Source organism: Mesorhizobium sp. Root695 (assembly GCF_001428185.1).
In the GTDB taxonomy this organism is placed as follows: domain Bacteria; phylum Pseudomonadota; class Alphaproteobacteria; order Rhizobiales; family Rhizobiaceae; genus Mesorhizobium.
The window spans coordinates 17,305-43,863 of the sequence record NZ_LMHO01000008.1 but is presented as its reverse complement, the minus strand read 5'-3'; the positions used below and the strand labels follow the sequence as shown (position 1 = coordinate 43,863).

Annotated in this window: 26 protein-coding genes, 1 tRNA gene and 1 pseudogene; 18 read left to right on the top strand and 10 right to left on the bottom strand. The window is 62.1% G+C overall.

Features of this window, described 5'->3' with window-relative positions; genetic code table 11:
* Position 1: 1 nt before the first annotated feature.
* Positions 2-1,168: an ATP-grasp domain-containing protein gene (locus tag ASD99_RS09800; protein WP_057143444.1), complete on the bottom strand. Its 1,167-nt coding sequence runs from the start codon at positions 1,166-1,168 to the stop codon at positions 2-4.
* A 424-nt stretch (positions 1,169-1,592) separates the two neighbouring features.
* On the opposite strand from ASD99_RS09800, the gene leuA reads away from it, so the two are divergent.
* The 4 genes from leuA (at position 1,593) to ASD99_RS09780 (ending at position 6,994) form a co-directional block, all read left to right on the top strand.
* Positions 1,593-3,332 carry a 2-isopropylmalate synthase gene (leuA, locus tag ASD99_RS09795; RefSeq protein ID WP_056595855.1) on the top strand — a complete coding sequence of 580 codons (1,740 nt, stop codon included), beginning with the start codon at positions 1,593-1,595 and terminating at the stop codon, positions 3,330-3,332.
* A gap of 184 nt (positions 3,333-3,516) precedes the next feature.
* Positions 3,517-5,268, top strand: a complete 1,752-nt coding sequence (locus tag ASD99_RS09790) for a tetratricopeptide repeat protein (RefSeq protein WP_057143442.1) — start codon at positions 3,517-3,519, stop codon at positions 5,266-5,268.
* 195 nt (positions 5,269-5,463) lie between these two features.
* Positions 5,464-6,267, top strand: coding sequence for an alpha/beta fold hydrolase (locus tag ASD99_RS09785; protein WP_056595861.1), 804 nt, complete (start codon positions 5,464-5,466; stop codon positions 6,265-6,267).
* A gap of 109 nt (positions 6,268-6,376) precedes the next feature.
* Positions 6,377-6,994: a hypothetical protein gene (locus tag ASD99_RS09780; protein WP_056595864.1), complete on the top strand. Its 618-nt coding sequence runs from the start codon at positions 6,377-6,379 to the stop codon at positions 6,992-6,994.
* Here the strand turns inward: ASD99_RS09780 and ASD99_RS09775 are convergent.
* A complete protein-coding gene (locus tag ASD99_RS09775) occupies positions 6,978-7,901 on the bottom strand; it encodes a metallophosphoesterase family protein (protein ID WP_082583220.1) in 924 nt (307 codons plus the stop codon). The two genes, ASD99_RS09780 and ASD99_RS09775, sit on opposite strands and share 17 nt — an antisense overlap.
* 71 nt (positions 7,902-7,972) lie before the next feature.
* Between ASD99_RS09775 and ASD99_RS09770 the strand changes: the two genes are divergently transcribed.
* On the top strand, positions 7,973-8,470 hold the full coding sequence (locus ASD99_RS09770; RefSeq protein WP_056595870.1) for an NUDIX domain-containing protein: 498 nt from the start codon (positions 7,973-7,975) through the stop codon (positions 8,468-8,470).
* 1 nt (position 8,471) lies between these two features.
* Here ASD99_RS09770 and ASD99_RS09765 read toward each other — a convergent pair whose 3' ends face one another.
* Positions 8,472-9,464, bottom strand: a complete 993-nt coding sequence (locus tag ASD99_RS09765) for a glutathione S-transferase family protein (RefSeq protein ID WP_056595873.1) — start codon at positions 9,462-9,464, stop codon at positions 8,472-8,474.
* 272 nt (positions 9,465-9,736) lie between these two features.
* Between ASD99_RS09765 and ASD99_RS09760 the strand changes: the two genes are divergently transcribed.
* The 6 genes from ASD99_RS09760 to ASD99_RS09735 all read left to right on the top strand — a co-directional run bounded on the left by ASD99_RS09760 (position 9,737) and on the right by ASD99_RS09735 (position 14,655).
* Positions 9,737-10,273 (top strand): GNAT family N-acetyltransferase, encoded by a 537-nt coding sequence (locus tag ASD99_RS09760; RefSeq protein ID WP_057143440.1) that lies wholly within the window; start codon positions 9,737-9,739, stop codon positions 10,271-10,273.
* 61 nt (positions 10,274-10,334) lie between these two features.
* Entirely contained in the window at positions 10,335-11,096 is a 762-nt protein-coding gene (locus ASD99_RS09755; protein ID WP_057143439.1) for a 3-hydroxyacyl-CoA dehydrogenase, read from the top strand.
* Between the two features lie 6 nt (positions 11,097-11,102).
* Positions 11,103-12,278, top strand: a complete 1,176-nt coding sequence (locus tag ASD99_RS09750) for a CaiB/BaiF CoA transferase family protein (protein WP_057143438.1) — start codon at positions 11,103-11,105, stop codon at positions 12,276-12,278.
* A gap of 30 nt (positions 12,279-12,308) precedes the next feature.
* The gene (locus tag ASD99_RS09745; protein ID WP_057143437.1) at positions 12,309-13,097 is read left to right on the top strand and encodes a HugZ family protein; all 789 of its coding nucleotides are present in this window, start codon (positions 12,309-12,311) and stop codon (positions 13,095-13,097) included.
* A gap of 145 nt (positions 13,098-13,242) precedes the next feature.
* Positions 13,243-13,587: an ArsR/SmtB family transcription factor gene (locus tag ASD99_RS09740; protein ID WP_056595887.1), complete on the top strand. Its 345-nt coding sequence runs from the start codon at positions 13,243-13,245 to the stop codon at positions 13,585-13,587.
* Between the two features lie 264 nt (positions 13,588-13,851).
* Positions 13,852-14,655, top strand: coding sequence for a TrmH family RNA methyltransferase (locus ASD99_RS09735; RefSeq protein ID WP_057143507.1), 804 nt, complete (start codon positions 13,852-13,854; stop codon positions 14,653-14,655).
* A 2-nt stretch (positions 14,656-14,657) separates the two neighbouring features.
* On the opposite strand, the gene ASD99_RS09730 is transcribed toward ASD99_RS09735, so the two are convergent.
* Together ASD99_RS09730 and ASD99_RS09725 are read right to left on the bottom strand one after the other, a co-directional pair.
* Positions 14,658-15,788 (bottom strand): hypothetical protein, encoded by a 1,131-nt coding sequence (locus ASD99_RS09730; protein WP_057143436.1) that lies wholly within the window; start codon positions 15,786-15,788, stop codon positions 14,658-14,660.
* A 251-nt stretch (positions 15,789-16,039) separates the two neighbouring features.
* On the bottom strand, positions 16,040-16,576 hold the full coding sequence (locus ASD99_RS09725; RefSeq protein WP_244483028.1) for a DUF1134 domain-containing protein: 537 nt from the start codon (positions 16,574-16,576) through the stop codon (positions 16,040-16,042).
* Positions 16,577-16,965: 389 nt separating this feature from the next.
* On the opposite strand from ASD99_RS09725, the gene chpT reads away from it, so the two are divergent.
* The gene (chpT, locus tag ASD99_RS09720) at positions 16,966-17,595 is read left to right on the top strand and encodes a histidine phosphotransferase ChpT (RefSeq protein WP_056595897.1); all 630 of its coding nucleotides are present in this window, start codon (positions 16,966-16,968) and stop codon (positions 17,593-17,595) included.
* 236 nt (positions 17,596-17,831) lie between these two features.
* Positions 17,832-18,236 carry a response regulator gene (locus tag ASD99_RS09715; protein ID WP_056595900.1) on the top strand — a complete coding sequence of 135 codons (405 nt, stop codon included), beginning with the start codon at positions 17,832-17,834 and terminating at the stop codon, positions 18,234-18,236.
* 108 nt (positions 18,237-18,344) lie between these two features.
* Here the strand turns inward: ASD99_RS09715 and ctrA are convergent, their stop codons facing one another.
* A complete protein-coding gene (ctrA, locus tag ASD99_RS09710) occupies positions 18,345-19,040 on the bottom strand; it encodes a response regulator transcription factor CtrA (protein WP_006203583.1) in 696 nt (231 codons plus the stop codon).
* Between the two features lie 450 nt (positions 19,041-19,490).
* Between ctrA and ASD99_RS09705 the strand changes: the two genes are divergently transcribed.
* Complete coding sequence (locus ASD99_RS09705) at positions 19,491-19,868, top strand: hypothetical protein (protein WP_056595903.1); 378 nt, start codon at positions 19,491-19,493, stop codon at positions 19,866-19,868.
* 95 nt (positions 19,869-19,963) lie between these two features.
* Here ASD99_RS09705 and ASD99_RS09700 read toward each other — a convergent pair whose 3' ends face one another.
* Positions 19,964-20,362, bottom strand: coding sequence for a winged helix-turn-helix transcriptional regulator (locus ASD99_RS09700; protein WP_023809911.1), 399 nt, complete (start codon positions 20,360-20,362; stop codon positions 19,964-19,966).
* A gap of 91 nt (positions 20,363-20,453) precedes the next feature.
* On the opposite strand from ASD99_RS09700, the gene ASD99_RS09695 reads away from it, so the two are divergent.
* On the top strand, positions 20,454-21,380 hold the full coding sequence (locus ASD99_RS09695; RefSeq protein ID WP_057143435.1) for an NADP-dependent oxidoreductase: 927 nt from the start codon (positions 20,454-20,456) through the stop codon (positions 21,378-21,380).
* 71 nt (positions 21,381-21,451) lie between these two features.
* Here ASD99_RS09695 and ASD99_RS09690 read toward each other — a convergent pair whose 3' ends face one another.
* Entirely contained in the window at positions 21,452-21,727 is a 276-nt protein-coding gene (locus ASD99_RS09690) for a DUF1153 domain-containing protein (protein ID WP_013529904.1), read from the bottom strand.
* Positions 21,728-22,014: 287 nt separating this feature from the next.
* Between ASD99_RS09690 and mnmA the strand changes: the two genes are divergently transcribed.
* Positions 22,015-23,205, top strand: a complete 1,191-nt coding sequence (gene mnmA, locus ASD99_RS09685) for a tRNA 2-thiouridine(34) synthase MnmA (protein WP_057143434.1) — start codon at positions 22,015-22,017, stop codon at positions 23,203-23,205.
* Positions 23,206-23,390: 185 nt separating this feature from the next.
* On the opposite strand, the gene ASD99_RS09680 is transcribed toward mnmA, so the two are convergent.
* Positions 23,391-24,350 (bottom strand): Gfo/Idh/MocA family protein, encoded by a 960-nt coding sequence (locus ASD99_RS09680; RefSeq protein WP_056595914.1) that lies wholly within the window; start codon positions 24,348-24,350, stop codon positions 23,391-23,393.
* A 240-nt stretch (positions 24,351-24,590) separates the two neighbouring features.
* On the opposite strand from ASD99_RS09680, the gene ASD99_RS09675 reads away from it, so the two are divergent.
* A tRNA-Met gene (locus ASD99_RS09675) sits at positions 24,591-24,667 on the top strand.
* Between the two features lie 218 nt (positions 24,668-24,885).
* The gene (locus ASD99_RS33230; RefSeq protein WP_156388961.1) at positions 24,886-25,410 is read left to right on the top strand and encodes a hypothetical protein; all 525 of its coding nucleotides are present in this window, start codon (positions 24,886-24,888) and stop codon (positions 25,408-25,410) included.
* Here the strand turns inward: ASD99_RS33230 and ASD99_RS09665 are convergent.
* Positions 25,385-26,535, bottom strand: a pseudogene (locus tag ASD99_RS09665) (IS256 family transposase). The gene ASD99_RS33230 and the pseudogene ASD99_RS09665 sit on opposite strands and share 26 nt — an antisense overlap.
* Between the last annotated feature and the right edge of the window lie 24 nt (positions 26,536-26,559).

The window sequence follows — 26,559 nt, the reverse complement described above, 5'->3', positions numbered from 1 at the left end:
CTCACGCCTTTTCCGCGTGGATATAGGCGACCGCCTCACGCAGCGCTGCTTCGTCTTTCGAGCGCATCTGGTAGGCGTAATTTCCCATGGCGCGGCTGAAAACCTCTTCGATGGCCTGATGATGGACGATCTTGTCGCGGTGCGCCGCTAGCACCTCCTCATGGCTGTGCAAATACCCGAGGCGCCGCTTGCGGCTGGCATAGGCGGTGAAATACTTGCCCTCATAAGGGCCGCCAGCGGCATCTTTCACCACCATATCGGCCCATGCCGCATAGACGTCGATGTCGAACGTATAGTTGATCGCATCGGTCATCCAGGCGCCGGGCGGGCGCATGTTGACTTCCAGCGCGATGACCCGGTCGTCCTTGGTCTCGAACAACTCGATGTGGAAGAAGCGCTCGCGCACGTCGAACGCCTTCAGGATCTTGCGGCCGGCCTCCTCGACCGCCGGGCTGATCCTGGGAAAGCAGGTGTAGCTCATGTGGCGGTCCTTGTTGACCACCTCCATCACGCTCTGGTCGTAGCGGTGGCTGGCGGCCAGCACCACCTCGCCGTCACGGTTGACCAGTCCGTCAAACGTCACCACCAGCCCCTCGATGAACTGCTCCATGACGAAGGTCACGTCCTCGGGCTTGTCTTTGAAGAACTGGTCGAGCTCCTTGGCGCTGGAGATCTTGAAGGTGTTCGAGGCGCCGGAGCCTGAATCCGGCTTCACCACCACGGGATAGCCGACGCGGCGGATGAAGGTCATGGCCCCAGCGCGGTCGGAGCATTTGCGCTGTGCGATGGTGTCGACGCCGCTCTTGCGGAAGAAGGCGCGCATGCGGCTCTTGCGCTTCAGATTCTTCACGAAATCAAGCTTGGTGCCGTAGATGTTGAAGTCGGTGCGGATGTTGGCTTCCAGCTCCAGCCAGTGCTCGTTGAGCGATTCAAAGCGGTGGATACGGCCCCATTTGTGGATGAAATGCCCCATCGCCCGAAACACCGGATCGTAGTCCTCCATGTCGGCGACGCGGTAATATTCCGAAAGGGCTGCTTTCAGCTTGGCGTCGAGCGCGTCATAGGGTGCGTCGCCGATGCCAAGCACCCTGGCTCCGGCCTTCTTCAAACGGTCGCAGAAATCCGCGCCATTGGCGGGAAAATGCGGCGAGAAGAACACGAAATTCATGGATGACCCCCCTCCCGGCGACGGACATCGCAACCCGTCGATGCCCAAGTCTGGCGCATTTGCCGCGCCTGGGGAAGAGCACGCACGTTCGGGATAATATTCGACAGACCACGACACCCATGGGGGGCCCCACTTGCCTCTCACAAGCCGCTCCTGTATGAGAACCGCCATGAACACGCGCGCCACCAACGCTTCCCGTCCGACCGGTTTTTCCGGCGAGACCGTGCGCGCGCTGGCTTCGACCCTGCTTCTTCTCGGCCTTATCGGCGATCGCCGGGTTCGCTGAAGGAGCGCCCGGCGGTCGAACCGCCGCGCAAGCGCATGCTCCTTGGCAATCACATCAAGCGAACGAAATTCTGATAAAGGCGCCGCTCGCCATCAATCCACCTGAAGGTGGATCCATGAGCCGCCGGGAGAAACGACGATGAACGCACGAGAAGAGATCCGTTCCGATGCCGCGGTAGCCGGCAAGGATGCGGCTAGAGGGATGCCTGACGCAGCCCGCAAATATCAGCCCTATCCCACCGTCGGCCTCACCGACCGCACCTGGCCCTCGAAGGTCATCGACAAGGCGCCGATCTGGTGCTCGGTCGACCTGCGCGACGGCAACCAGGCGCTGATCGACCCGATGGGCCACGAGCGCAAGGCGCGCATGTTCGGCTTGCTGCTCGACATGGGCTTCAAGGAGATCGAGATCGGCTTCCCGTCGGCCTCGCAGACCGATTTCGACTTTGCCCGCTGGTGCATCGAGGAAGGCAACGTACCCGCCGATGTCTCGCTCCAGGTGCTGGTGCAGTGCCGGCCTGAACTGATCACCCGCACCTTCGAGGCGCTGAAGGGCGCCACCAACCCGATCGTCCATTTCTACAATTCGACCAGCGAATTGCAGCGCCGCGTCGTCTTCGAAAAGGACGTCGGCGGCATCAAGCGCATCGCCACCGACGCGGCCAAGATGATCACCGACATGGCGGCCAAGGCCGGCGGCGGCTTTCGTTTCGAATATTCGCCGGAGAGTTTTACCGGCACCGAGCTCGAAGTGGCGCTGGAGATCTGCAACGCCGTCACCGAAATCGTCAGGCCGACGGCGGACAACAAGCTGATCATCAACCTGCCGTCGACGGTCGAGATGTCGACACCCAACATCTATGCCGACCGCATCGAGTGGATGTGCCGCAACCTCGACAACAGGGAGAACCTGCTGGTCTCGCTGCATCCGCACAATGACCGCGGCACCGGCATCGCCACCACCGAACTCGGCCTGATGGCTGGCGCCGACCGCGTCGAAGGCACGCTGTTCGGCAACGGCGAGCGCACCGGCAATGTCGATATCGTCACGCTGGCGCTCAACATGTACACGCAAGGTGTCGATCCCTTGATCGACTGCTCCGACATCAACCGGATGAAGGACGTCTACGAATATTCCAACCAGTTGAAGATCCCCGAGCGTCACCCCTATGTCGGCGAACTCGTCTACACCGCCTTTTCCGGCTCGCACCAGGATGCCATCAACAAAGGCATGAAGGCGCTGAAAAAGGCCAACACGCCGCACTGGGAGGTGCCCTACCTGCCGATCGATCCGGCCGATGTCGGCCGCAGCTACGAAGCCATCATCCGCATCAACTCGCAGTCCGGCAAGGGCGGCATCGCCTATGTGCTGCAGGCCGATTACGGCCTCAATTTGCCGCGCAATCTGCAGATCGAATTCAGCCAGGAGATCCAGGCGATCACCGACGCCGAGGGCAAGGAAGTGCCGGCCAGGCGCATCTACGAGCGCTTTCTCGAAACCTATGTCGACCAGCCTGCCGCGCGGCTGAAATTCCTCGATCATCACACCTATCCCAGCACCGAAATCAAGGGGCGGCGCGTGGTCGAGGCGGTCATCCTCGACAGCGGCAAGGAAGTGACGATCGCAGGCACAGGCACCGGTCCGATCGACGGCTTCGTCGATGCGCTGTCGCGCCATCTCGGCGTCGAGATGTCGGTGCTCGACTATTCCGAGCACTCGTTGCAGCGCGGCTCGAACGCGTCGGCCATTTCCTATGTCGAGATGGAATATCCCGGCGGCAAGCTGTTCGGCGCCGGCATCAACACCAACATCGTCGCCGCCTCGCTGGAAGCGGTGATGTCCGCCGCCAACCGCATCATTGGCAAGAAAGCCGGCTGACGCACGACCAGAACAAGGATCGGGACCACCCCAATCGGGTGATCGGTTCCGATCTTTCGGGCTATTAACCACCGCGGAATTATCCGGTGGGGTACGTGATCGCATAATGGGTGTATACTTGTGTGGCGGTGCGGGAACTATATGATCGCGCCTCAACCTGTGCCGACTTCGAGAGGATCGACACTTGCAGCATGCCACGCCTGCCGCCCCCGCAGTGCGCGAGACACTGGAGCGACTGCTTGCCAGCCAAACGTTCGGCCGATCCGAACGCGCGCGCAAGCTGCTGCGTTACCTTGTCGAACGCGAACAAGCCGGCGAAGGCGACAGGCTCAAGGGCTTCTCCATTGCCATGGATGTTTTCGGCAAGGACGGCGATTTCGATCCGTCCACCGATGCTGTCGTGCGGGTGCAGGCGGGCAGGCTGCGCGAGCTTCTGCAGCACTATTTTGCCAATGAGGGCATTGCCGAACCCGTCCGCATCGCCATTCCGCGCGGCGGCTATGTCCCTGCCTATGAATTGAACGCGATCCGGCTGCCGGATGTTCCCGAACTCAGTCTGGACGGCGCCGCATCCGCCGATCGGCCCAACGACGTCGGCGCGGGCATGCCGGATGCGGTGTCGCTGGCTTCGCCCACCCCCTCGGTGGCGCGCCATCTCCGTTTCTTCTGGGTGGCGATCGCCCTGGTCATCGCCATGCTGGGGGTGCTGATCCTTCGTCAGGGCAGCAGTGCCTTGCTGGCAGGCGGCGACATGTCGGCGACGATCGAGACCGCCGGCGCGACCGGAAGCATCGCGGCATCGGCCATGGCAGACACCCTGCCGCAAGTCTATATCGGCCTCAAGGCGGAAGGCGCCGATGCCAACCGTGTCGCCGCGTCGCTGCGCGCCGGCCTGAGCGGCTTCGATACGATCGACTTCATCGGCCGCGACACCGCCACCGATCCGGCCGACGATGCCACGAGCTTCATATTCGACATCCTGCCTGGGCCGGACGCGGGCGACATCACTATCGAGCTGCAAAGCATGGCGTCCGGACGGGTGCTTCTTTCACGCAATCTGACCTCCGCCGACAGCGCACCTACCGCGATCGAAGACCGTATTGCCGACATGCTGAGTTCAGCCCTTCCCGCCTCGGGCACGATCTACAACTATATCGAGCAGACCGGCGCGCCGAACGGTCTGACGCAATGCCTGCTGCTCAACGACAAATATTATCTCGACCAGAACGCCAGGACCCATGAGGCAGCCTATCGCTGCCTCGAGAAGCTGGCCAATGGCGGCACGAAATCCTCGCTCGTCTATTCGGAACTTGCCTCCCTGCATCTCGAGGCGGTCTCCGATCACTACGCCTATCCACCCAATGCGACGATTGAAAAGGCCGTGGAGTTTGCCCATCGCGGCGTGCAGATGGGTCCGACCAGTCCTTATGCGCATCGCTCCTACGGCTATGTCAGTTCGCGGCTCGGCAACACGGACGAAGCGATCCGCTGGATGCGCAAAGCCTATGAACTCAATACCTACGATCTCGGCATGGCTGCCGCTTACGGCTACGGGCTGATCTTCGCCGGCCGCTACGCGGAGGGAACGCCGATCCTTGCCCATGCCGCGGAGACCTTCAGCGGGCACTCGACATGGTGGGATTACGGACTGTTCGTCGGCGAGTTCATGCAGGGCGACATGAGCAAGGCCATCGCGGCCAGCACGGCATTGAGGACGACGGCCACGAAATCGCACTATCTGGCGGCGCGGCTGATCGGCGCCAAGGCTGCCGGACAGGACCATCTGGTGAGCACGTTGCTGAATCAACTGACCACCGAATTCCCTAAATTTGCCGCCGATCCACGCGCGACTTTCGTCGAGCGGAAATATCCAGCCGACCTGACCGAACGGCTGGTCCAGGCGCTGCGCGCCGCCGGGCTCGGCAACCCAAGCTGACGCCAATCGAGGCCGGCGGATTGGGCGCGCCGCCGAATGGATTTCCTGTGTTCCGATCGCCGATACAGGGTGGTTGCCAAGCTCTGTCCGCAACCGTACAAATCGCGAAAATTTTACTGGCCATCGCCGTGGACTAGGAGCAATCCAGCCACAATTGGTGTTCCGCATCCTGACAACAGCAAAAACTCAGCTTTCATGACCGCATCGCTTTTTGCCGCCGAACAGGGTGTGGGCTCGAAGGCCATTGTCCTGCTGCATGGTTTCGGCGGCTGCCACGATGTCTGGCGGGAGGTGATTTCCTCCCCGGCGCCTTCCGCGCACACACTGGCCTATGATCTGCCGGGGCATGGGTTGTCACTCGATTTTCCCGCCGCCGGCCCGGCCAAGGTGGCGGCAAGGGCCGTGCTCGCCGATCTCTCCGAGCGTCGCCTGAAGCGCGTTCATCTGGTGGGCCACTCGATGGGCGGTGCGGTGGCGGCGCTGATGGCGCTGGCCGAGCCCGACAAAATAGCCTCGCTGACACTTCTGGCACCGGGCGGTCTTGGCCCAGAGATCAACGGGCCGCTGTTGCGTCGCTATGCCGGCGCAGCCGATCGGTCCGAGATCCGGGCTTGCCTCGCCGCCATGTCGGGGCCAGGGACCCGGCCCCTCGATCGCACCGTGGACGCTCTCTGGGAAATGCGCAGGCGACCCGGCCAGCTGGAAAAATTCGTCGAGATCGCAGCCGCCATGACCGTTGACGACCGGCAAGGCGTCATCCCGCATGATCGTCTCGACGGGCTGAACATGCCGGTGATGGTGGCGTGGGGAACCGACGACGCGGTGCTGCCCTTTACCCAGGCGGATGATCTGCCGGCGCATTTTCACGTGCACCATGTGCTGGAGGCCGGCCATATGCTGGCCGAGGAAGCCCCCGACCTCGTTGCCGAGATCATTCGCCGCAACACCAACCGCCGCGCCAGGCCGCATCGCCAGAAATTCGCCGCCGCGGCCAGCTGACCGTCTCGCGCACAACACTTTCCTGAGCCTCAATCCCGTCCACCTCGCCAGTGCATTTTGCCGGCGGCTGTGTTAACCCCGTGTTAACCAAACACGCGAGGCAACGCCGATGAAGGAAGCAGGCGAGAAGACCATCGACCAGTCGAAGAAACTGTCCGATGCCATCCGTGATGTGAAAAATGCCTTCGCCGACCGCGACGACGTCGTCGTCGATATGCGCGAGGCGCATCGCATGCGCCTCGATATGCTTGCCGCAGAGCTGGCGCCGGTTTTTGCCGATGTTCCCGCCGACATCGATAATTTCGACTTTGTCGTCTCGTCAGGCTTGCAGCCGCGCCTGTGGATCGACGCCGTCAGCCATGTCGCCATGGGACGCGACCGCCGCACCTATCGCTTCCTCAAGGACACCCGCATCGGCCGGGTGGTGCTTGCCGAATCCACCGAGATGAAGCCGGTTGCCGATTCCGTGACGCGCTATGTTGCCGAGCGCATCGTCGAGCGTCAGAGGATGATGGAAGGCGGGGTCGAACCGGCTATCGCCGGCATGAAACGCGCCGATGTCCCGGAAGCCGAACCGCCGCTGCGCGCGATGACGCGCGGCAAGCGCTGGTCGGCCTTTCTGTCCGGGCTTGGCCTGGTTGCCGCCGGCGCACTGGTCGGCCTTGTGGTGTCGGTCGTCTTGTTCTGGGACCGCATCGTGGCCATGGTTGTCAATTTGCGGCCATAGCGGCCTCGGCGCCAAGCTCCAGCGTCTGTAGATCGGATGGCGGTATGGACGGCCCGGTCAGGCCGCGCCGTGTCAGCCGGATTCGCCAATTGCCCTTTTCACCGTCGATGTCGAACAGATTGTACTGCGCCGCCGGGTGCTTGCCGCCCGGCGCCTGGCCGGCGGCAGCGACGCCGACCGCCGGGATCCTGACGCCTCGACCGCCGATGAAGAACAGCGACGGCAAATGCGAATGGCCGTGCAGCACAAGTTCGGCGCCATGGCGGCGAATGATCTTGTGAAAGCGGGCGATGCCGAACAGCCGCTTGTGCTGCGGGACCGCGCCACGCACCGGCGGATGGTGGATCATGATGGCGCGGAACAGTCCCTGTCCGGCGGTATCCCTAAGGATTTTGCCGAGCCGCTCCGCCTGGCCTTCCATGAAGAACCCATTGGCCATGAAGGGTGCTGTGGCGCGTGCCGTCGAGACGCCGATCAGCGCGACATTGCCGCGCACGCGCAGATAGGGGAAGGCGTTGCGGTCGACCGGCGTGTTGACGCCGTCGCCGCTCATCCACGCCGCCCAGGATCGGCAGACCTTGTCGAAGGCGCCGGGCACATAGGCGTCGTGGTTGCCCGGAACGACCGAAACATCGTGCGGCGATCCCAGCGTCTCCAGCCAGTGCTTGGCCATCTCGATCTCGCCGTCGAGCGCCAGGTTGACCAGGTCGCCGCTGACGGCGAGGTGGTCAGGCGTGTTCGCCTTGATGTCGGCGACGATCGTGTCGATGACGGCGTCATGCATATGGCGGCGGCGGTTGCGCTGCCAGTTGACGTAGCCGAGCACACGCTTGGAGGCGAGATCGCGATAGGATACATCGGGGAGCGGCCCCAGATGGACATCGGAAATATGCGCGAGCCTGAACATGCATCCTTCATAGGCGACAGGCGTCCCGCTTTCCACTCAAGCTTTCCTTACCATCCACGGTTTCGCACCTGATGGCGACTGACCCGGAAAAGGCCTTCCGCCAGGCCGGCTGGGCGGGCCTCAGGGCCCGGCTGTTCCATGTCTATTTCGTGTTGCGGCGGCCGATGACGCTTGGCGTGCGCGGCCTGATCCACGACACGGCATCCAATTCCGTCTTCCTCATTCGCCACACCTATGTTCCGGGCTGGCAGCTTCCCGGCGGCGGCGTCGAAGTCGGCGAGACGCTTGACCAGGCGCTGGCACGCGAACTGGCCGAGGAAGGCAACATCGCACTGACTTCACCGCCAACACTGAAGTCGATGCATTTCAATCGCCGTTCCAGCCGGCGCGACCATGTCGGCTTCTACCTGATCGAGCATTTCAGCCAGACGGCGCCGAAGCTGCCAGACCACGAGATCGCCGAAGCCGGCTTCTTCCCGCTCGACCGCTTGCCGCAAGGCACGACGCCGGCAACGCTGCGGCGGATCGCCGAGATTTTTGGCGCCGAGCAGCCTTCGCCCTACTGGTAGATCAGGCCGCCGCTTTCTCGAACCGCGCCCGGTCATGCCGTGCGCCGTAATCCAGTTCCGGCCCGACCGGAACGATCCGCGTCGGATTGATCGTTTCGTGGCTGCCGTAGTAATGCGCCTTGATGTGATGCAGGTTCACGGTCTCGGCGACACCAGGCACCTGATAGAGGTCGCGCAGATAGTTCGACAGGTTCGGATAGTCGGCGATACGGCGCAGATTGCATTTGAAATGGCCGACATAGACCGGGTCGAAGCGCACCAGTGTGGTGAACAGCCGCCAGTCGGCCTCGGTGATACGGTTATCGACGAGATAGCGCTGTTTTGACAGCCGCTCCTCCAGCGTATCCAACGCCGCGAACAATTCACCGAACGCCTCTTCATAGGCGCGTTGCGTGGTGGCGAAGCCGGCGCGGTAGACGCCATTGTTGACCGCGGGATAGACCAGCGCATTGATGCGGTCGATCTCGCGGCGCAGGTCCTGGGGATAGAAGTCGAGGTTGGCGTCACCCCATTCATCGAAGGCTGAATTCAGCATGCGGATGATCTCGGAAGATTCGTTGGAGACGATGGTCTGTTCCTTTTTGTCCCACAGCACCGGTACCGTCACCCGGCCCGAATAGGCGGGATCGGCTCTGGCATAGATCTGGTGCAGGAAGTCGAGGCCGTAGAGCGTGTCGCCGGTAGCGCCGTCCTCAGCCAAAAACGTCCAGCCATTGGCGCCCATGAAATGATGCACCACCGACACCGATATGATGCCTTCCAGCTTCTTCAGCGCACGAAAGATCAACGTCCGATGCGCCCACGGACAGGCAAGCGAGACATAGAGATGATAGCGGCCGGGCTCGGCCTTGAAGCCGCGCGTCCGGCCTTCGGCCGGCGCCCCGTCAACGGTGATCCAGTCGCGCCATTGCGACTGCGTCCGCACGAACCTGCCGCCATTGTCGGCCGTATCATACCAGCGATCCTGCCACCTGCCTTCAACCAGCAATCCCATGCAAATCTCCTTGCGTCCTGTTCCCTTATGTAGGCGCAAGGTTGCCCTGTCGAAGACGTCAGGTACTGAACAGACCGTCACTTGGCCGAAACGGCGGGCAAAAACGTCCGATTGCAGCGGCGGGAAATTGATGCTAGCGGACAATCCGCATGTTCGACTTTGCTTTGATCCGGTTTGACCGACGACGAAAGGGCGCCCGCGCTTGATGAAGCGCTGACTGGCGAATGCTGCCGTTTGCAGCAACCTTTCCTCCTTACCGGAACGCAAAGACCATGAGCCTTGCCGACGTGAAATACCTGCCGGAAACCCCGGCGCATGACCCCCAGATCGAAGCCATCAACGACGAAGCCTTCGGACCAGGCCGCTTTGTGCTGGCCGCCTACAAGATCCGCGAAGCCGGAGGGCACGAACGCTCGTTGTCCTTTGTCGCCGTCGACGGCGACCTTGTCGTCGCCTCGGTGCGCATGACCCGCGTCGCCGCCGGCGCCGGTCGTGCATTGATGCTCGGGCCGCTTGCGGTGCGTCCGGCCTTCAAGAATCTCGGCATTGGCCGCCGGCTGGTGGCGATCGCGCTGGAGGCGGCCGCCAAGGCCGGTGCGCCTGCCGTCATGCTGGTCGGTGACGAACCCTACTATGGTCCGCTCGGTTTCAAGCGGATCCCACGCGGCCAGATTTCAATGCCGCGTCCCGTCGATCTCGACCGGCTGCTGTCACACGAGATCGCGCCGGGCGCGGTCGCCAGGCTCTCGGGCGAAGTCTGCCACGCCGATCAAGCCAGGATTGCCGATCCTACCGCGGCGATGGCTTGACCTTTCCCGTGGATCCGGCGCCTGATCCGTCCCACTGTTCCTGAGATCAAAGGATGTCGGCATGAATCCGAATGGCCAGATCGCGATCATCACCGGCGGCGGCTCCGGTCTTGGCGAGGCAACGGCGCGCGCGCTGGCCGCCAAGGGCGCCCGCGTCGCCATCTTCGACGTCGGTATTGATCGCGCGGCCAAGGTCGCGGCCGAGATCGGCGGCATTGCCGTCCAATGCGACGTCAGCAGCGCCGACAGCGGGATCGCTGCATTCACCGACGTCGCCGCCAAGCTTGGCGACCCGCGTATCCTGGTCAATTGCGCCGGTATCGCCATTGGCGTGAAGACGATCGGCAAAGATGGTCCCCATCCCCTCGATCAGTATCGCAAGGTGATCGAGGTCAATCTGATCGGCACGTTCAACATGATCCGCCTCGTCGCCGAGCGCGCGTCAAAGCTGGAGCCGCTGCAAGGTGGCGAGCGCGGCGTCATCGTCAACACCGCTTCGGTTGCCGCCTATGATGGCCAGATCGGCCAGGCCGCCTATGCGGCGTCCAAGGGCGGCGTCGTCGGTATGACGCTGCCGGTGGCGCGCGACCTTGCCCGTTCCGGTATCCGCGTCTGCACCATCGCCCCCGGCATCTTCAAGACGCCGATGATGGCCGGTATGCCGCAAGAGGTGCAGGATTCTCTGGGCGCCGCCGTGCCCTTCCCGTCGCGCCTGGGCGAGCCATCCGAATATGCCGCTCTCGCCCTGCACATCATCGAGAACCAGATGTTGAATGGCGAGACCATTCGTCTCGACGGTGCCATCCGCATGGCGCCGAAATAGCCGGCCATGAGCACCGGCCTGGTCGCTGCCGGGAAGGTCGGTCCGCTTGCCGGGCTGAAGGTGATCGAGATGGCCGGGCTCGGCCCCGTGCCGCTGGCCGGCCTGTTGCTGTCGGAGATGGGCGCGCAAGTGCTGCGCATCGAACGGGCGGGGACGGGCCAACTCCCGTCGCTGCCGCATGAGTACAACATCGACCGCCACGGTCGCGCCCTCCTGCGCCTCGACCTGAAGCGCCGGGAAGGCACCGATCTGCTGCTGCGCCTGGCGGAAAAAGCCGACATGTTGCTCGAAGGGTTTCGTCCCGATGTCATGGAACGGCTTGGCCTCGGCCCCGAAGCGGTGCTGGCTCGCAATCCGGCGCTGATCTACGGCCGCATGACCGGCTTCGGCCAGGACGGCCCGCTCGCCGGCCGCGCCGGCCATGACATCACCTACCTCGCCCATTGCGGCGTGCTGCATGCAATTGGCCACGCCGACAACCGCCCGATCCCGCCGCTCAACCTTGTCGCCGACTATGGCGGTGGCGCCATGATGCTGATTGCCGGCATGCTGGCCGCCTTGTTCCAACGCTCGCGCACCGGCAAGGGGGAGGTCATCGACGCCGCGATGGTCGAAGGCGCCTCGATGCTGACAGTGCCCCTGCACGCCTTGATGGCCGCTGGGTTGTGGAGCGAAAAGCGCGGCACGAACCTGCTCGATTCCGGCGCCCCCTTCTACGACACCTATGAGACGTCGGACGGGCGCCATATCGCAATCGGCTGCCTCGAGTCGCAATTCTTCGCCGAATTCGCCAATCTGCTGCCGCTTGACGAGCGCTTTGTGTCCGGCCGGTACGACAAGGCATTGTGGCCGCCGATGCGCGCGGCCATTGCCGATCGGGTCCGGCAGAAATCGCGCGACGACTGGGACCTTCTGTTTGCCCAGACCGATGCCTGCGTCGCCCCCGTCCTGTCGTTGCAAGAGGCGAAGCACCACCCGCACAATCGGGCGCGCAACGCCTTTGTGACGGCTGGTGCATTCGAGCGCCCTGCCCCGGCGCCGCGTTTCTCCGGCTCGCAGCCGACACCGGCTACTATGCCCGGCGATGAGGATTTGTCGCCGGCGACAATACTGGCACGTTTCGGCTTTGCGAAAGCCGAGATCGACGACCTTGTCAAATCCGGTTTGCTGACCGACAACTAGACAAGAACATCAACTTATTTCGGTGATACCTTGGTCGAACCGAAGAAGGACGTGATCCGCGAGACGGACGCCGAGGCGATCCGGCTGGCGAAGACGCTTCTGCGCAGCGCCCGCTTTGGCGCGCTGGCGGTGATCGAACCGCAAACCGGCTCGCCGCTGGCCAGCAGGGTCGGCGTGGCCACCGACATCGACGGCGTGCCGCTGATCCTGGTGTCGATGCTCTCGCCGCACACCGGCGCCCTGCTTGCCGATCCGCGCTGCTCCCTGTTGCTTGGCGAACCCGGCAAGGGTGACCCGCTGGCACACCCGCGCCTGACACTGGTCTGCCAGGCGGTAAGGCTTCAGCGCGGCTCAAGCGAACACGCCCGCACCGAGCGCCGTTATCTCAACCGCAATCCCAAGGCGAAACTTTACGCCGGTCTCGGCGACTTTTCGATCTTTCGCCTCGAGCCGCAACGCGCCAGCCTCAACGGTGGCTTCGGCAAGGCCTATCAGCTCGACCAATCGGATCTGCTCACCAGCGGACCGATCGTCGAGGAACTGGCGGCGAGCGAACAATCCGCCATCGACCACATGAACGCCGACCATCTCGACGCGATCGCCGTTTATGCAAAGCATTTCACGAAAGTGTCCGGCAACGGCTGGAGCGTTGCCGGATTCGATGCCGATGGTATGGATCTGGTATGGGGCGACGATGTTTGCCGGGTCTTCTTCCCCCAACCCTTGGCAGCAGCACGCGAATTGCGACACGTTCTGGTCGAAATGGTCAGGGTCGGCCGGGCCTCGGTCGACACCGGGACAGGACTTAATTATATTTGATCAAAAGCAACACTTGAGATTTAAATGAAATGCTCTACCTTTTGCCAGTGACGTTGAATCGCCTGCGCCGATTCACGAGTGAGTTTATGGAATCAGACGCCATTGCCCCCATGGCGTCAGGATGAACAAGAAGCATGGGGGATCGATGGTCTCGACAAAGCTAATCGTCAACGCCGAATCGGCGGCCGAATTTCTCATGCTGATGGGCAATGAGAAACGGCTGTTGATCATGAGCTATCTCGCCGACGGTGAAATGTCGGTCGGCGCCATCGCCGAGAAGGTGATGCTCAGTCAATCCGCCCTGTCCCAGCATCTGGCCAAGTTGCGGGCGCTCGATCTCGTCGACACCCGCCGCGACCGGCAGATGATTTACTATTCCTGCAAATCCGACGCCGTGCGCGAACTGCTCGACATGCTGGACGGCATTTTCGGCAGTGGCAAGGATGACCTGTCCCAGATGGCGCACCGTTTGCGCCGTGCCGGAACCTGACCATCCATAGCCGCTGACCTCGCCGGCGATTTCAAAGCGACATGCGCCTATCCGGGCGCACAGAGGTAGCTGGTCGTTTTCAGAGCGACGTGCGCCCATTCGGGCGCACAGAGGTAGCTGGTCGTTTTCAGAGTGACGTGCGCCCATTCGGGCGCACAGAGGTAGCCGGTCGTCCCGAATTGTCGCATCGTGCTTTCCGAACCAAAGGTGAGCGCCGGCAATCGGCTCGGATTTTCGGGCCGATGCGACGGCCGCGAGGAATGCATGGATCCCATTCGCATCGACGACCCGCAAGATCCGCGCGTCGCTGCCTATCTCGACATCCGCGAGCGTGACCTCGCCGGCCGGCAAGGTCGCTTCGTCGCCGAAGGTAAGGTGGTGTTGGACCTGCTTCTCTCGGCTGGGCGCTTTGCCGCCGAATCGGTACTGGTCCTCGAAAACCGGCTGGCCGGCCTTGAGGATATCCTGCGCAAGGCGCCGGCCGGTCTCCCGGTCTATGTCGCCACCAGCGCGGTGATGGACGCAATCGCCGGGTTTCACATGCATCGCGGCATCCTGGCCATGGGACGCAAGGGGGCGCCGCAGTCAGCAGAGGCTTTGCTCGATGCCTTGCCGGCCCGGGCGCTTGTCGTGGTGCTCGTCGGCATCGCCAATCATGACAATGTGGGCTCGATCTTCCGCAACGCCGCTGCCTTTGGCGCCGACGCGATACTGCTGGATGCGACATGCTGCGATCCGCTCTACCGCAAGGCGATCCGCGTTTCCGTCGGCGCCGCGCTCAAGATCCCGTTCGCTTCGTTCACCGACACCGCCGGCTTCACGACGATGCTCACCCGGCGGGGCTTCGAACAATTCGCGCTGTCGCCACGCGGGCGGACCGTCATCCGCGATGCGCAGCGGAGCGAGCGCCTGGCGCTCTATCTCGGTACCGAGGGCGAAGGCTTGCCGGACAGCCTGCTCACAAGCCTGCACACCGTGCGGATCACCATGTCGGAAGGCTTCGACAGCCTGAACGTCGCAGCCGCCTCAGCCATCGCGCTGCACCATTTTTCCGCAAAAGAGAGCTGATCTCAGCTTGTCGCGTCTGCCTTCTGCAAATCCCGCACGCGGTCGGCAAGACTGCGGTTGCCGGAGCGTGCATCCGAAGGTGACGCCAGCGCCCTGGCGATCGGTGAACCAGGCCCCTCGAGCTTGGCCGTCAGATGGACGACCTCCGCCGCGAGTTCACTCATCTGCTCGCGCAGGGCGGAGCTGCCGTCCGTGGGATTGGACGCGGCCAGCGCGGTGAGATCCGCCTTCAGCCGCTTGTTCTCGCGCGCCAGCGCCGTCAGCCTGGCCTCAAGCCGCTCACGGTCGCTGTCGAGCTTGGCGATTGCCTTGTCGAGGTCGTCGCTCTTGGCCGCTTCGTCGCCTTTGCCGACCAGCCGCAAGGCCGGCGCGCTGTCCCCAGCTTTCGATTTTTCGCGCATGCGCGCCAGTTCCTTTTCACGGCGGTCGAGCTTGTCCTCGCGATCGGCAAGCGTGGCCAGCAGCCGTTCGACCTTCTTGTCGAGCTCGGCGGTCCTTTTCTTCTCGGCTTTCAGCGCGTCGCGCGCTGCCTTGCTTTCGGCCGCGATCTCCTGGCCGCGCCTGTCCGCTTCCTTGCGCTGACCGCGCAGCAGCGCAATGTCACTGGCGAGTTTCTGCATTTCGGATTCACGCGCCACGAGTTCGATCTGCCGGCTGCTGGAGGAAAAACTGGCGTCGTCATACATGCGCTCGAGCTTCTCCAGCTCGAGCGCGCGCTTTTCCAGCTTGCGTTCGGTTTCCTTCAGTCGCTCCGAAAGCTGCTGCAACTCGCCCTCGCGTTGGCGCAACGCTTCGTTCTTGGCGCCGAGTTCGGTCAGCGCATGGTTCTTGTCCATGCGCTCGACCGCCAGCCCCTTCAGGGCCTCGCGACCGCGATTGATCTCGACGAGTTGTTCGGCGGCCTTCTCGCGCAACGCCTTGACGCTGATTTCGAGGCGGCGCGTCGACATGGCGTACTCGGCGCGGATGCGGTCCTTGTCCGCCTGGATCTCGGTTTGCGTCAGGGGGATCGAGCCTTCGATGCGTCTGCGCGTCAGGGCGACGGCGCGGCGCCATATGGCCGGAGCCACCATAAGCGCCAGAAAGCCGGCGCAGAGAAAGCCAAGGACGAAGAACAGGACCGACTGGACCAAGTGACTACCCGTTGTGGACGGCAACCATCAAACCAATGCATGTCGCCCAAAAGTGGGAACCGGTTTTGGGGCAACGACATGCAGCAAGACAAAACAAAAGCGCGTCGAGCGCTTTTGACTGTGCCACGTTGACATGGCGGAAATCCAGCGCTGCGGCAAGGATTTGCCGCAAGGAGACGGGTTTAATGCATGTCGCCCAAAAGTGGTCCCGGTTTTGGGGGAACGACATGCATAAGCCAAAGACCCTTAGCTCAGAACGGATTCCAGGTGGCGCGCTCGGTAAGCTTCAAATAGCCGAGATTGACGCCAAGCCGGGCACCGACACCAGTGCGGATCGGCACCAAAATCACATTGTTGTTCTTCAGCACATTGAAGCCGACACCAGCCACCACATAGGCCGAACCGGCTACGCCGCCATAGCGGTTGTAGAGGCTGCCCACATCGTCGAGATTGTAGACTAGCATCATCACCCGCGACCCTTCGCCGCCGAAATCCCAGCCGAGCGACGGGCCTTGCCAGAACACTTTGTGATCGCCGGCATTCTTGGTGTAGAGCGTGCCTTCGCCGTAGGTCAGGCCGCCGATCAGCGCGCCCGAGCCCTCTTCGCCCAGCAGATAGCCGTTGGGCAGGCCGTAGGAAGCAAAGATCTTCTCGACGACGGTGGCGAGCCCGCCTGATGTCGCGCCGAAGAACTTGTGACCGGAATCGACAATCTCCTGAGCGGTGTATTCCTGGGCCCGCAGGGCTGAAGTCGAGAAGACGAGAACGCCCAGGAGCGCGACCGCCATTGAGAAGACACGGAGAAAGCTCCGGTCGTAGTATCGGGAAAACATGCTTCCAATCTCCGTCAGGGAGCACCTTCGCCGGCGCCTCGCACCCCGTACGGCTCTTTTAGCCGGCCGTTAAGGGTAACTGTTACGGGCAAACTATGCCGTAATCCTTTTTCAACCATTAAGCTCCCACATGAACATGGCGGTTCGAAGGCTGTTTGGGGTCGCACAAGTGGGGTCGGGGCCTGCGTGAACACGCCATTTGCCACATCCACAATTTTGGATTTGTTGCTGCACGCACGGGTGCTGTGTATTCAGAAAGCCCGAGGAGAGAGCGTGATTCGTGTGGGCAGGCGACGATCGATCGCTCGGCCATGACTAGTGAAATTTTGCAGGGATTTTCGCCGATGGCCGATTTGTTCACCCTTTCCGCACCCGATCTGGCAGCGCTTTTGTGCAGCCGGGTCTGCCACGACATCATCTCGCCGGTCGGCGCGATCAACAACGGGCTCGAACTGCTCGATGAAGGCGGCGCCGACGAAGACGCCATGAAGCTGATCCGTCAGAGCGCCCGCAACGCTTCGGCCCGCCTGCAGTTCGCCCGCATCGCCTTCGGCGCCGCCGGCTCGGCCGGCATGCTGATCGATACCGGCGATGCCGAAGCGGTCGCCATCGCCTTCCTCAAGAACGAAAAGCCGGAACTGATCTGGAACGGGACCCGCGCGCTGCTGCCCAAGAACAAGGTCAAGCTGCTGCTCAACCTGATCCTCGTCGCCAACGCCGCCATTCCGCGCGGCGGCAAGCTTTCGGTGACGTTGGAAAACCTCGAGACCGAACCGCGTTTCGCGCTTGCAGCGGCTGGCCCGATGCTGCGTGTGCCGCCGAAATTCCTCGAACTGCATTCCGGCCACAAGCCGGAGGAACCGATCGACGCGCATTCCGTGCAGCCCTATTACACGCTGCTTCTGGCGCGCGAAGCCGGCATGACGATATCGATCCACGCGACGCCGGAAGAAATCGTGCTTTCGGCAGCCTGATATCGCAGTCGAGAAGCCGAAGTATTTTTGCATCGAAATCTGTAATTGCGGCCCATCGACATGAAATGCGTTTGGTCGCCCAGGCAGCGTTGAAGCATTCGCGAATAAAGCAAGCAGCCGCCATCTTTGTAAAAATTTTACCTAACGCCTTTTCGGCTTCTTTACCAGATTGGCCTATGGTGCGACTGGATGCCCCCGACGCTACCGGATTGCCAGACGGCAAAGAGGACCCGGAAATGAAACGCTGCATGTTCGTCGACGATTCAAGCGTCATCAGGAAGGTTGCAAAACGCATCCTGGGCGGCTCCGAAATGATTGTCATAGAGGCAGCCAGCGGACTTGACGCGCTGGAGATGTGCGCCGCCGACATGCCCGACATCATCGTCGTCGACGGCGCCTTGCCTGATGTGCCGGCTGTCGATCTCATCCGTCGCGTGCGCGCCATGGAGAGCCCGATAAGGCCGCAGATCCTGGTTTCACTGGTCGAGCTCGATATCGCTTCGATCATGCGGGCCAAGCGCGCCGGCGCCCAGGGCTATCTCTTGAAGCCGTTCAACCGGCCGCAACTGCTCGAACGTTTTCGCGCCTTGAAGATAGCAACCGATTCGGCGGCGTTGAGCAATTCCAGGAAAAGCGCATGACGGTCTACCGTCCGGAATTGCGTAAAAAAGATAGTTACCAGCCCATCATGCAAAAAACCCGGCCAGAGCCGGGTTTTTATTGAAAAAAGTTCTGACGATGTCCGTCGCTCAGGCGCTGACGCGGATGTCTTCCGGTTCGCGCAGCACATAGCCGCGACCCCAGACCGTCTCGATGTAATTCTGGCCGCCGGATGCCGCGTCGAGCTTCTTGCGCAGCTTGCAGATGAAAACGTCGATGATCTTCAGCTCAGGCTCGTCCATGCCGCCATAAAGGTGGTTGAGGAACATTTCCTTGGTCAGCGTCGTGCCCTTGCGCAGCGAGAGCAGCTCCAGCATCTGGTATTCCTTGCCGGTCAGATGCACGCGCTGGCCGCCGACTTCGACGGTCTTGGCATCGAGGTTAACCACCAGGTCGCCGGTGGTGATGACCGACTGGGCGTGCCCCTTGGAGCGCCGCACGATGGCATGAATGCGGGCAACCAGCTCATCCTTGTGGAACGGCTTGGTCATGTAGTCGTCGGCGCCGAAGCCGAGGCCGCGCACCTTGTCCTCGATGCCGGCCATGCCGGAGAGGATAAGGATCGGCGTCTTTACCTTGGAAAGGCGAAGCGTTCTCAAGACCTCGTAACCCGACATGTCAGGCAGGTTGAGATCGAGAAGGATGATGTCGTAATCGTAGAGCTTGCCTAGATCGACGCCCTCTTCACCGAGATCGGTCGTGTAGACATTGAAACTTTCCGATTTCAGCATCAGCTCGATGCTTTGTGCGGTTGCACTGTCATCTTCTATCAGCAGAACACGCATTTCATTCCCCTTTTCTGCTGCCGGACCATTTCACGACCCGTCCGGACCCGGAGCAGTGGTTGCCTTGTACAGAGGCTGCCATCAAATGGTTAACAAAACCTAATTTCCCGTCCATGACGGTACCAGATTTTTTAACCTCTTTCTACACCCTCTTGAATCTAATAACGAATCTCAGAACCAAATCCTAATGTAACACATCAACAATCTGGACTAAGTGACTCCAGAGACTCATCGACGTCGCTTCCGCATCGGCGGCCGGAATTTTTACCCGGCCTTAAGTCCTGACCCGTATGATTAACAATGCCCGTAAACGAATGGTTACCGCCGGCAAAAAACTTTAGGGTTTTGTTTCCCATAGTTCGGGGAAAGCCGGTGGACACGGGTGCGGCCTGGGCTCTTCCAGGTGGTTTGGACGATAAGTGCGGGTGTGCGTTTCCGGGAGTACGAATCATGAAGTCACGTGAAAACCTCGTTCGGCTGAAACAGTTTCAGGTGAATGAGAAGCGGCGGCAGTTGCTGCAGCTCGACATGATGATCGCCGAGTTCGAACGCATGGCCGTCGAGCTGGAGCTTCAGATCACCGCTGAAGAAAAGAAGGCCGGCATCACCGACATCAACCATTTCGCCTATCCGACCTTCGCCAAGGCGGCGCGTTTGCGCCGCGACAACCTCAGAAATTCGCAAAGCGACCTCGCGCAGCAGCGAAGCACTGCCGAATCATTACTCGGCGAAGCTGAAGCGGAGCTTTCCAAGGCGGAAATGCTGGAATCGCGCGACACCAAGATCCGCGAAGCCGAAGTCGGCGGCCGTAGCGCCATGATCGGCTGAAGCCGGCCTGTCCGCGACATTGGCGCTTGTCACCCGGCGAGTGCATGATCTCGGCCGGCCTTGGTGGAAGGCCGCCAAGAAAACTGAGAGCCGCCCTAGGCGGCCCAATCCCCTTCACTTTCGGCAATTGCCCTTGCACGGGCATCCTTGATGTCCGGTGCATGCTGCTCCGCCCATGATCTGATCTGGGTAAGCAGTCCCGCCAGGTTCTGGCCGAGTTCGGTCAATTCGTATTCGACACGCGGCGGGATGACCGGAAAGATCTCGCGCCGCACCAATCCGTCGCGCTCGAGCACGCGCAGCGTCTGCGTCAGCATCTTCGGTGTGATGCCTTCGAGCTTGCGGGCAAGCTCGCCATTGCGCAGACGGCCTTTGCGCAACGCGCAAACCACCAGATAGACCCATTTGCTGGCCAGCATCTCCAGCACGGTGTGCGAGGGGCACGTCCGCCGGAAAGCATCATAGCCGAAACCACAGTCGTCTTCACTATCCATAAGGTGTGTATATATCATAAAGGTACATACTGGACAAGAAACTATTACTATCCAAATGATAGTGGCACCCAACCCAGCAGGAGATATCCCAATGCGTGCCGCTATTCAGAATTCCGTCGGCGGACCCGACGTCCTTGTCATTGCCAATCGGCCCGACCCAACGCCAAAGGCCAGCGAAGTGCTGGTCCGCGTCAAGGCGGCCGGCATCAATCCGGTCGATGGCGCCGTCCGAGCCGGTTATTACCCATTGCTCGGCGAGCCGCCTTTCATACTGGGTTGGGATATCTCGGGAACTGTCGAAGCGCTGGGCGCCGGAGTTTCCGGCTTCCGGGTCGGCGACGAGGTGTTCGGCATGCCGCGCTTTCCCAAACAGGCGGCGGCCTATGCCGAACTAACTGCGGTTCCTGCCGATGAAATCGTACTGAAGCCGAAGGGTGCGGGCCACCTCGAGGCAGGCGCCTTGCCGCTGGCCGGCCTCACCGCCTGGCAAGGGCTTGTTCGCCACGGCGGGTTGAAATCGGGCCAGCGCGTGCTGATTCACGCCGCAGCCGGCGGCGTCGGCCATCTCGCGGTACAGATCGCCAAGGCGCACGGCGCTTACGTCGTCGCCACAGCCAGCCCGGCCAAGCTCGATTTCGTCCGCAACCTCGGCGCCGACGAGGTCATCGACTACACCAAGGGCGATTTTACCGACCAGGTTCGCGACATCGATCTGGTGCTGGAGCCACTGGGCGGCGAGCATGCAGAACGCTCACTGAAGGTGCTCAAGCGCGGTGGCGTGCTGGTGTCATTGCTCAATGTCAGCGACGCTACCAGGGGGCGGGCCAGCGCGCAGGGCATCCGGGTCGAGCGCATGTCCGTCGTACCCGACAGGGAGGGCCTGCTGGAACTGGCTAAGTTGATCGATGCGAAAAAGCTCGCCGTCCATGTGGCGAAGAGCTTCCCGCTCGACCAGGCGGGGGCTGCTCACGCTTTCCTCGCCACCAAGCCAGTCGGCAAGGTTGTGCTGTCGGTCTGAGCGCTGGAACAGTGACTGTGAAAGCAGAAGGGCGCGGGGTTACCCGCGCCCTTCGACTAGATTCGCAACGGTCAGTGCCGATATTGCTGGATGCGCGTCGTGCGCAGCCCGGCAAGGCCATATTCGTCGATCGACGCCTGCCAGGACAGGAATTCCTCGGTGGTGAGCTTGTAGCGTTGGCATGCCTCGTCCAGGCTCAAAAGCCCGCCGCGCACGGCCGCAACCACTTCCGCCTTGCGCCGGATAACCCAGCGACGCGTATTCGTCGGCGGCAGATCGGCAATCGTAAGAGGGCTGCCGTCAGGCCCGATAACATATTTGACTCTCGGTCTAACAAGATCGGTCATCGTACTCTCTACAAAAAACTCAAAGACCCAATCCCCGCCACGTTACCGCCACAGCTTTAAAAATTGCCTAAGCAGACCCTAATGACTAGGTAAGGATCATGAACGCCGCGTTAGTCTTTTCACCGGCATTTGAAACATCCGCCTGGAAGCGGCAGCGACGCGCGGAAAATCCGCCCATTCACGGACCGGTCGCTGCCTGTCGATCGGCCCTGCAAGCTGGCGTAGCCGCAAAGCTTGACCTATATTCGCCTCATTGGCATTCAGTCGCCGTGCAGAACGAAAGAACCATGAACAGCCTCGATCTTCCCGGACGTCCCGAAAACACCCGCATCGTCGTCGCCATGTCGGGCGGTGTCGATTCATCGGTCGTCGCTGGCCTGCTGAAGCGCGAAGGCTATGATGTCGTCGGCGTCACCTTGCAGCTGTACGATCATGGCGCGGCGACGCACCGGGCCGGCTCATGCTGCGCCGGGCAGGACATCGACGATGCCCGCCGCGTCTCCGAGACGCTCGGCATCCCCCATTATGTGCTCGACTACGAGGAGCGCTTCCGCAAGGCGGTCATCGATCCCTTTGCCGAGAGCTACGTCGCCGGCGAAACGCCGATCCCGTGCGTTTCCTGCAACCAGACGGTAAAGTTCGCCGACCTCCTGGCTACCGCCAAGGAACTCGGCGCCGACGCGCTGGCCACCGGCCACTATATCCGCTCCGGCGCTAACGGCGCCCACCGCGCGCTCTACCGGCCGGTCGACGCCGACCGTGACCAGAGCTATTTCCTGTTCGCCACCACACAGGCGCAGATCGATTATCTGCGCTTTCCGCTTGGCGGCCTGTCGAAGCCGCAGGTTCGCGCCATCGCCGAGGAGATGGGGCTGACGGTTGCCGCCAAGCAGGACAGCCAGGACATCTGCTTCGTACCGCAGGGCAAGTATTCCGACGTCATCGCCAAGCTGAAGCCGACCGCCGCCAATCCGGGCGACATCGTCCACATCGACGGCCGCGTGCTCGGCCGCCATGAGGGCATACTGCGCTATACGATCGGCCAGCGCCGCGGCATCGGCATCGCTTCCGGCGAGCCGCTTTATGTCGTCCATCTCGATGCCGACCGCGCTCGCGTCGTGGTCGGCCCGCGCGAGGCGCTGGAGACGCACAAGATCTATCTGCGCAACATGAACTGGCTGGGCGACGGATCGCTCACAGACGTCCCTGCTGGCGGCCTGGAGCTGTTCGCCAAGGTCCGCTCGACGCGACCGCCGCGTCCGGCCGTGCTGCATCACGGCAATGGCGCCACATGGGTGGAACTGGTCGACGGCGAGTCCGGCATCGCGCCCGGGCAAGCCTGCGTGCTCTACTCCGACGACGGCAACGAAGCCCGTGTGTTTGGCGGCGGCTTCATCGAGCGTTCGGAGCGTGGCGCCGAGGCCGAGGCCATGCTGACCCGGCTTGCCGCAAGGCCGGCGCAGATTCCCGCCGAATAGGGGCTCCGCCCTCTCGGAGACCGTTTCGAAATTCGCTCTGGCGAGTCATATAGTGGTGTTTTCGAGAACCGGAACGGAGCGGACATTTGGGTCCGTGAGCACAGTTCGACTGCGTCGACGCAGTAGAACGGGGAAGCACAGAAAACGCCACAAGATGGCCGCCGGAGTAGAATTTCCAAACAGTCTCAGGATTTGGTGTGGGTGACCGTGCCGGCGGTCAGGATGCGCAGCACCCTGATCGCTTCCTCGCCGCTGGTGCGCGGCTCGGCGCGCGTCTCGATGCACTGGATAAAATGCTCCAACTCGCGCGTCAGCGGCATGCCCTGCGCAACCGAGACATAGGACGGCTCATTGGTGGTGAAGGCCCATTGGCCGCTGTCCTGCCAGACCGCGTGGCGGTAGACGGCAAGCTTGCGTTCCCATGGCTCGACATCGTCGAACACCGCCATCGCCTTGGTGCCGACCACGGTCAGCCGCCGCTCGCGATAGGGATTGAGCCGCGAGGTGAAAAGATGGCTGCGCAGGCCGTTGGGAAAGCGCATATGCAGATGTGCGAAGTCGCTGAGATTGTCGAGGAGCGCTGCACCCTCGCCGCGCACCTCGATCGGCTCTGTGCCGGTGATCGCCAGGATCATCGACAGATCGTGCGGCGCCAAGTCCCACAGCGCGTCGTTCTCGGTGTGGAACTTGCCGAGGCCGAGCCGGTGCGAGTGGATGTAGCGGACTTCGCCGAGTTCGCCCTTGTCGATCAGCCCTTTCAGCGTCTCGAAGGCAGGATGGAACCGCAGGACATGGCCGACCATGAAGACGCGGCCGTTGTCCTTGGCCGCCTGCACCGCACGCTCGGCGTCGGCAACCGTCAGCGCGATCGGCTTTTCCACCAGCACGTCCTTGCCTGCCTCGACGGCGCGCACGGCAAGGTCGGCATGGAATTGCGGCGGCAGTGCCATGACGATGGCGTCGATATCGTCACGGACGAACAACTGGTCCGGCTCGATCGCCAGGCAGTCCTGCTCGCTGGCGAAGCCTTCGGCACGGGCCCGGTTGGTGTCGGAGACCGCGTGCAGCGCGCCGAGCGCCTTGAGGGTACGGATGTGGTTGCTGCCCCAGTATCCGCAACCGAGGACTGCAATGCGCGGCTTCATCTGTTTCAAACTCTAAAAACTCGTGGCCGAGACATAGCGACGTGCCCCCTCGAACTCAACCCCGGCGGCAACAACCAAATGTCCGCGCGGCAAAGCTTTTCGATAGTGACGATAAGCCGGCAAGCCGGTTGCTTCGAAGCTTGACAGGCTCACCCTCCCAACCTTATATCCGCGCGACCTTGGCGAACGCCCCCGACATGCCTTTCGATTTGAGGCGGATTTCGGACCTTTCGCCGCCCTGGCGGGGTAGCTCAGTTGGTTAGAGCACGGGAATCATAATCCTGGGGTCGGGGGTTCAAGTCCCTCTCCCGCTACCACTTCCCACCTAAGGGATTGAACTGATTATAAGAGATTGATTTCCAAAAGATTCCGTTCTCGCAACCGGTACCTTTTCCCGGTACATTTCGAGAATGGAAGATATGTCGAAACCCCGCTATCTGATCGGCACTGGCTCGACCCAAAGGCTGAAACGCAACGTTCCGAGCTACCTCAAAGGACTTGCAAGAAAAGACGTCTGGGGGAGCGCATTGCGCATTTGCCCGCCAAAGAAGCCAAGCAGCGCGCGCACCTTTTTGCCGTTAGAACCGATGCCGAACTCAGAAAGCTGGAGGCTCAGTTCGAGCAAGGCGGCGGTAGTGCTTCCAGCGATACCCTGTCCGTTCTCAATTTTGACCCGACAAGAGCAAGGCAGATCGCACTTTCCTATTTCCACAATCGCGACCAAGCGAACCTTGAAACCGGCGCATATTTCCTGAGCCAAGACGATCCCGACTATGACGAATTGCTTGAAGTGGCGAATGCCGATTTCCGAGAAGCCCTCGACGAGGCATCAGGACACAAGCGTACGACCGATCCCCGAGCGCTCGAATTGTTGGTGGAACATGGAGTGCTGTCCCGGTCGAAAGCAGATCAACTAAATGCGTCCGGTTGGCCGGACGAGCTTGCGAGCCATCGAGCGTTTCAAGGATCGTGTCCCGCTGCGTGGTGTAGCTGGCGGCGTTGGTCGCCGTGCTCTCCGGCATGGGCCGGGCTGATCAGCGCGCCACGGCTGGCAGGCTGATCAGGGGATCATCGCTCATCTGGCTGATCGTTTCCAGAGTCATATATCTGGCCCGCTGCACTGCCCATTCATCGTTCTGTTCGAGCAGGATTGCGCCGACGAGGCGCACGATCGCATCGTCGTGACGCTCGATCGGATTCGTCGAGTGGAGCTTGGCGCGATGTTCCTTCGGGAAGGTCATGTAGGCCAGCACGTCGGGCTCGGCGTCGTCCATGATTGTCGCCAGCTTCGGCACCTTCGGCCGGATCTGGTCGGCGACGGCGCGCCATTGTACGGACGCGGCCTCGGGCGTCTCCTGGGCGAAAGCGGTGGCGATGAAGGCTGAGACGACCCTGCGGCCACTCTTGCCGGCATGGGCCAGCACGTTCCTCATGAAGTGGACGCGGCACCTTTGCCATGTCGCGCACAGCACCTTGGTGACGGCCGCCTTGATGCCTTCGTGGGCATCGGAGACGACGAGCTTAACGCCGCGCAGGCCGCGACGTGTCAGCTTGCGCAGGAACTCCGTCCAGATCGGCTCGGCCTCCGAGGTGCCAATCTCCATGCCCAGGACCTCGCGCCGGCCGTCTGCGTTGACGCCGACGGCGATGATGACAGCGACCGAGACGATCCGCCCACCGCGGCGGACCTTCAGGTAAGTGGCGTCGATCCACAGGTATGGCCAATCGCCCTCGATCGGCCGCTCGAGGAAGGCCTTCACCTGCCGTCGATCTCCTCGCACAGGCGCGAGACCTGACTCTTGGAGATGCCGCTCATGCCCATGGCCTTGACCAGGTCGTCAACCGACCGGGTCGAGATGCCTTGCACATAAGCTTCCTGGATGACGGCGGTCAGCGCCTTCTCGGCCATGCGGCGCGGTTCGAGGAAACCCGGGAAGTAGCTTCCCTTCCTGAGCTTCGGGATGCGCAGCTCGACCGTGCCGGCCCGCGTCTCCCAGTCCCGGTCGCGGTAGCCATTGCGCTGGGCAAGCCGCAGCGGGTTCTTCTCGCCATAGGAGGCGCCGGTGGCCGCGCCCACCTCCATTTCCATCAGCCGCTCGGCGGCAAAGCCGATCATCTCGCGCAGCAGATCGGCATCCGGGGTCTTCTCCACGAGCGTGCGCAGGTTCATCATGTCGTCGGTCATCGGTGGTCCTTCCGAAACAGGTTG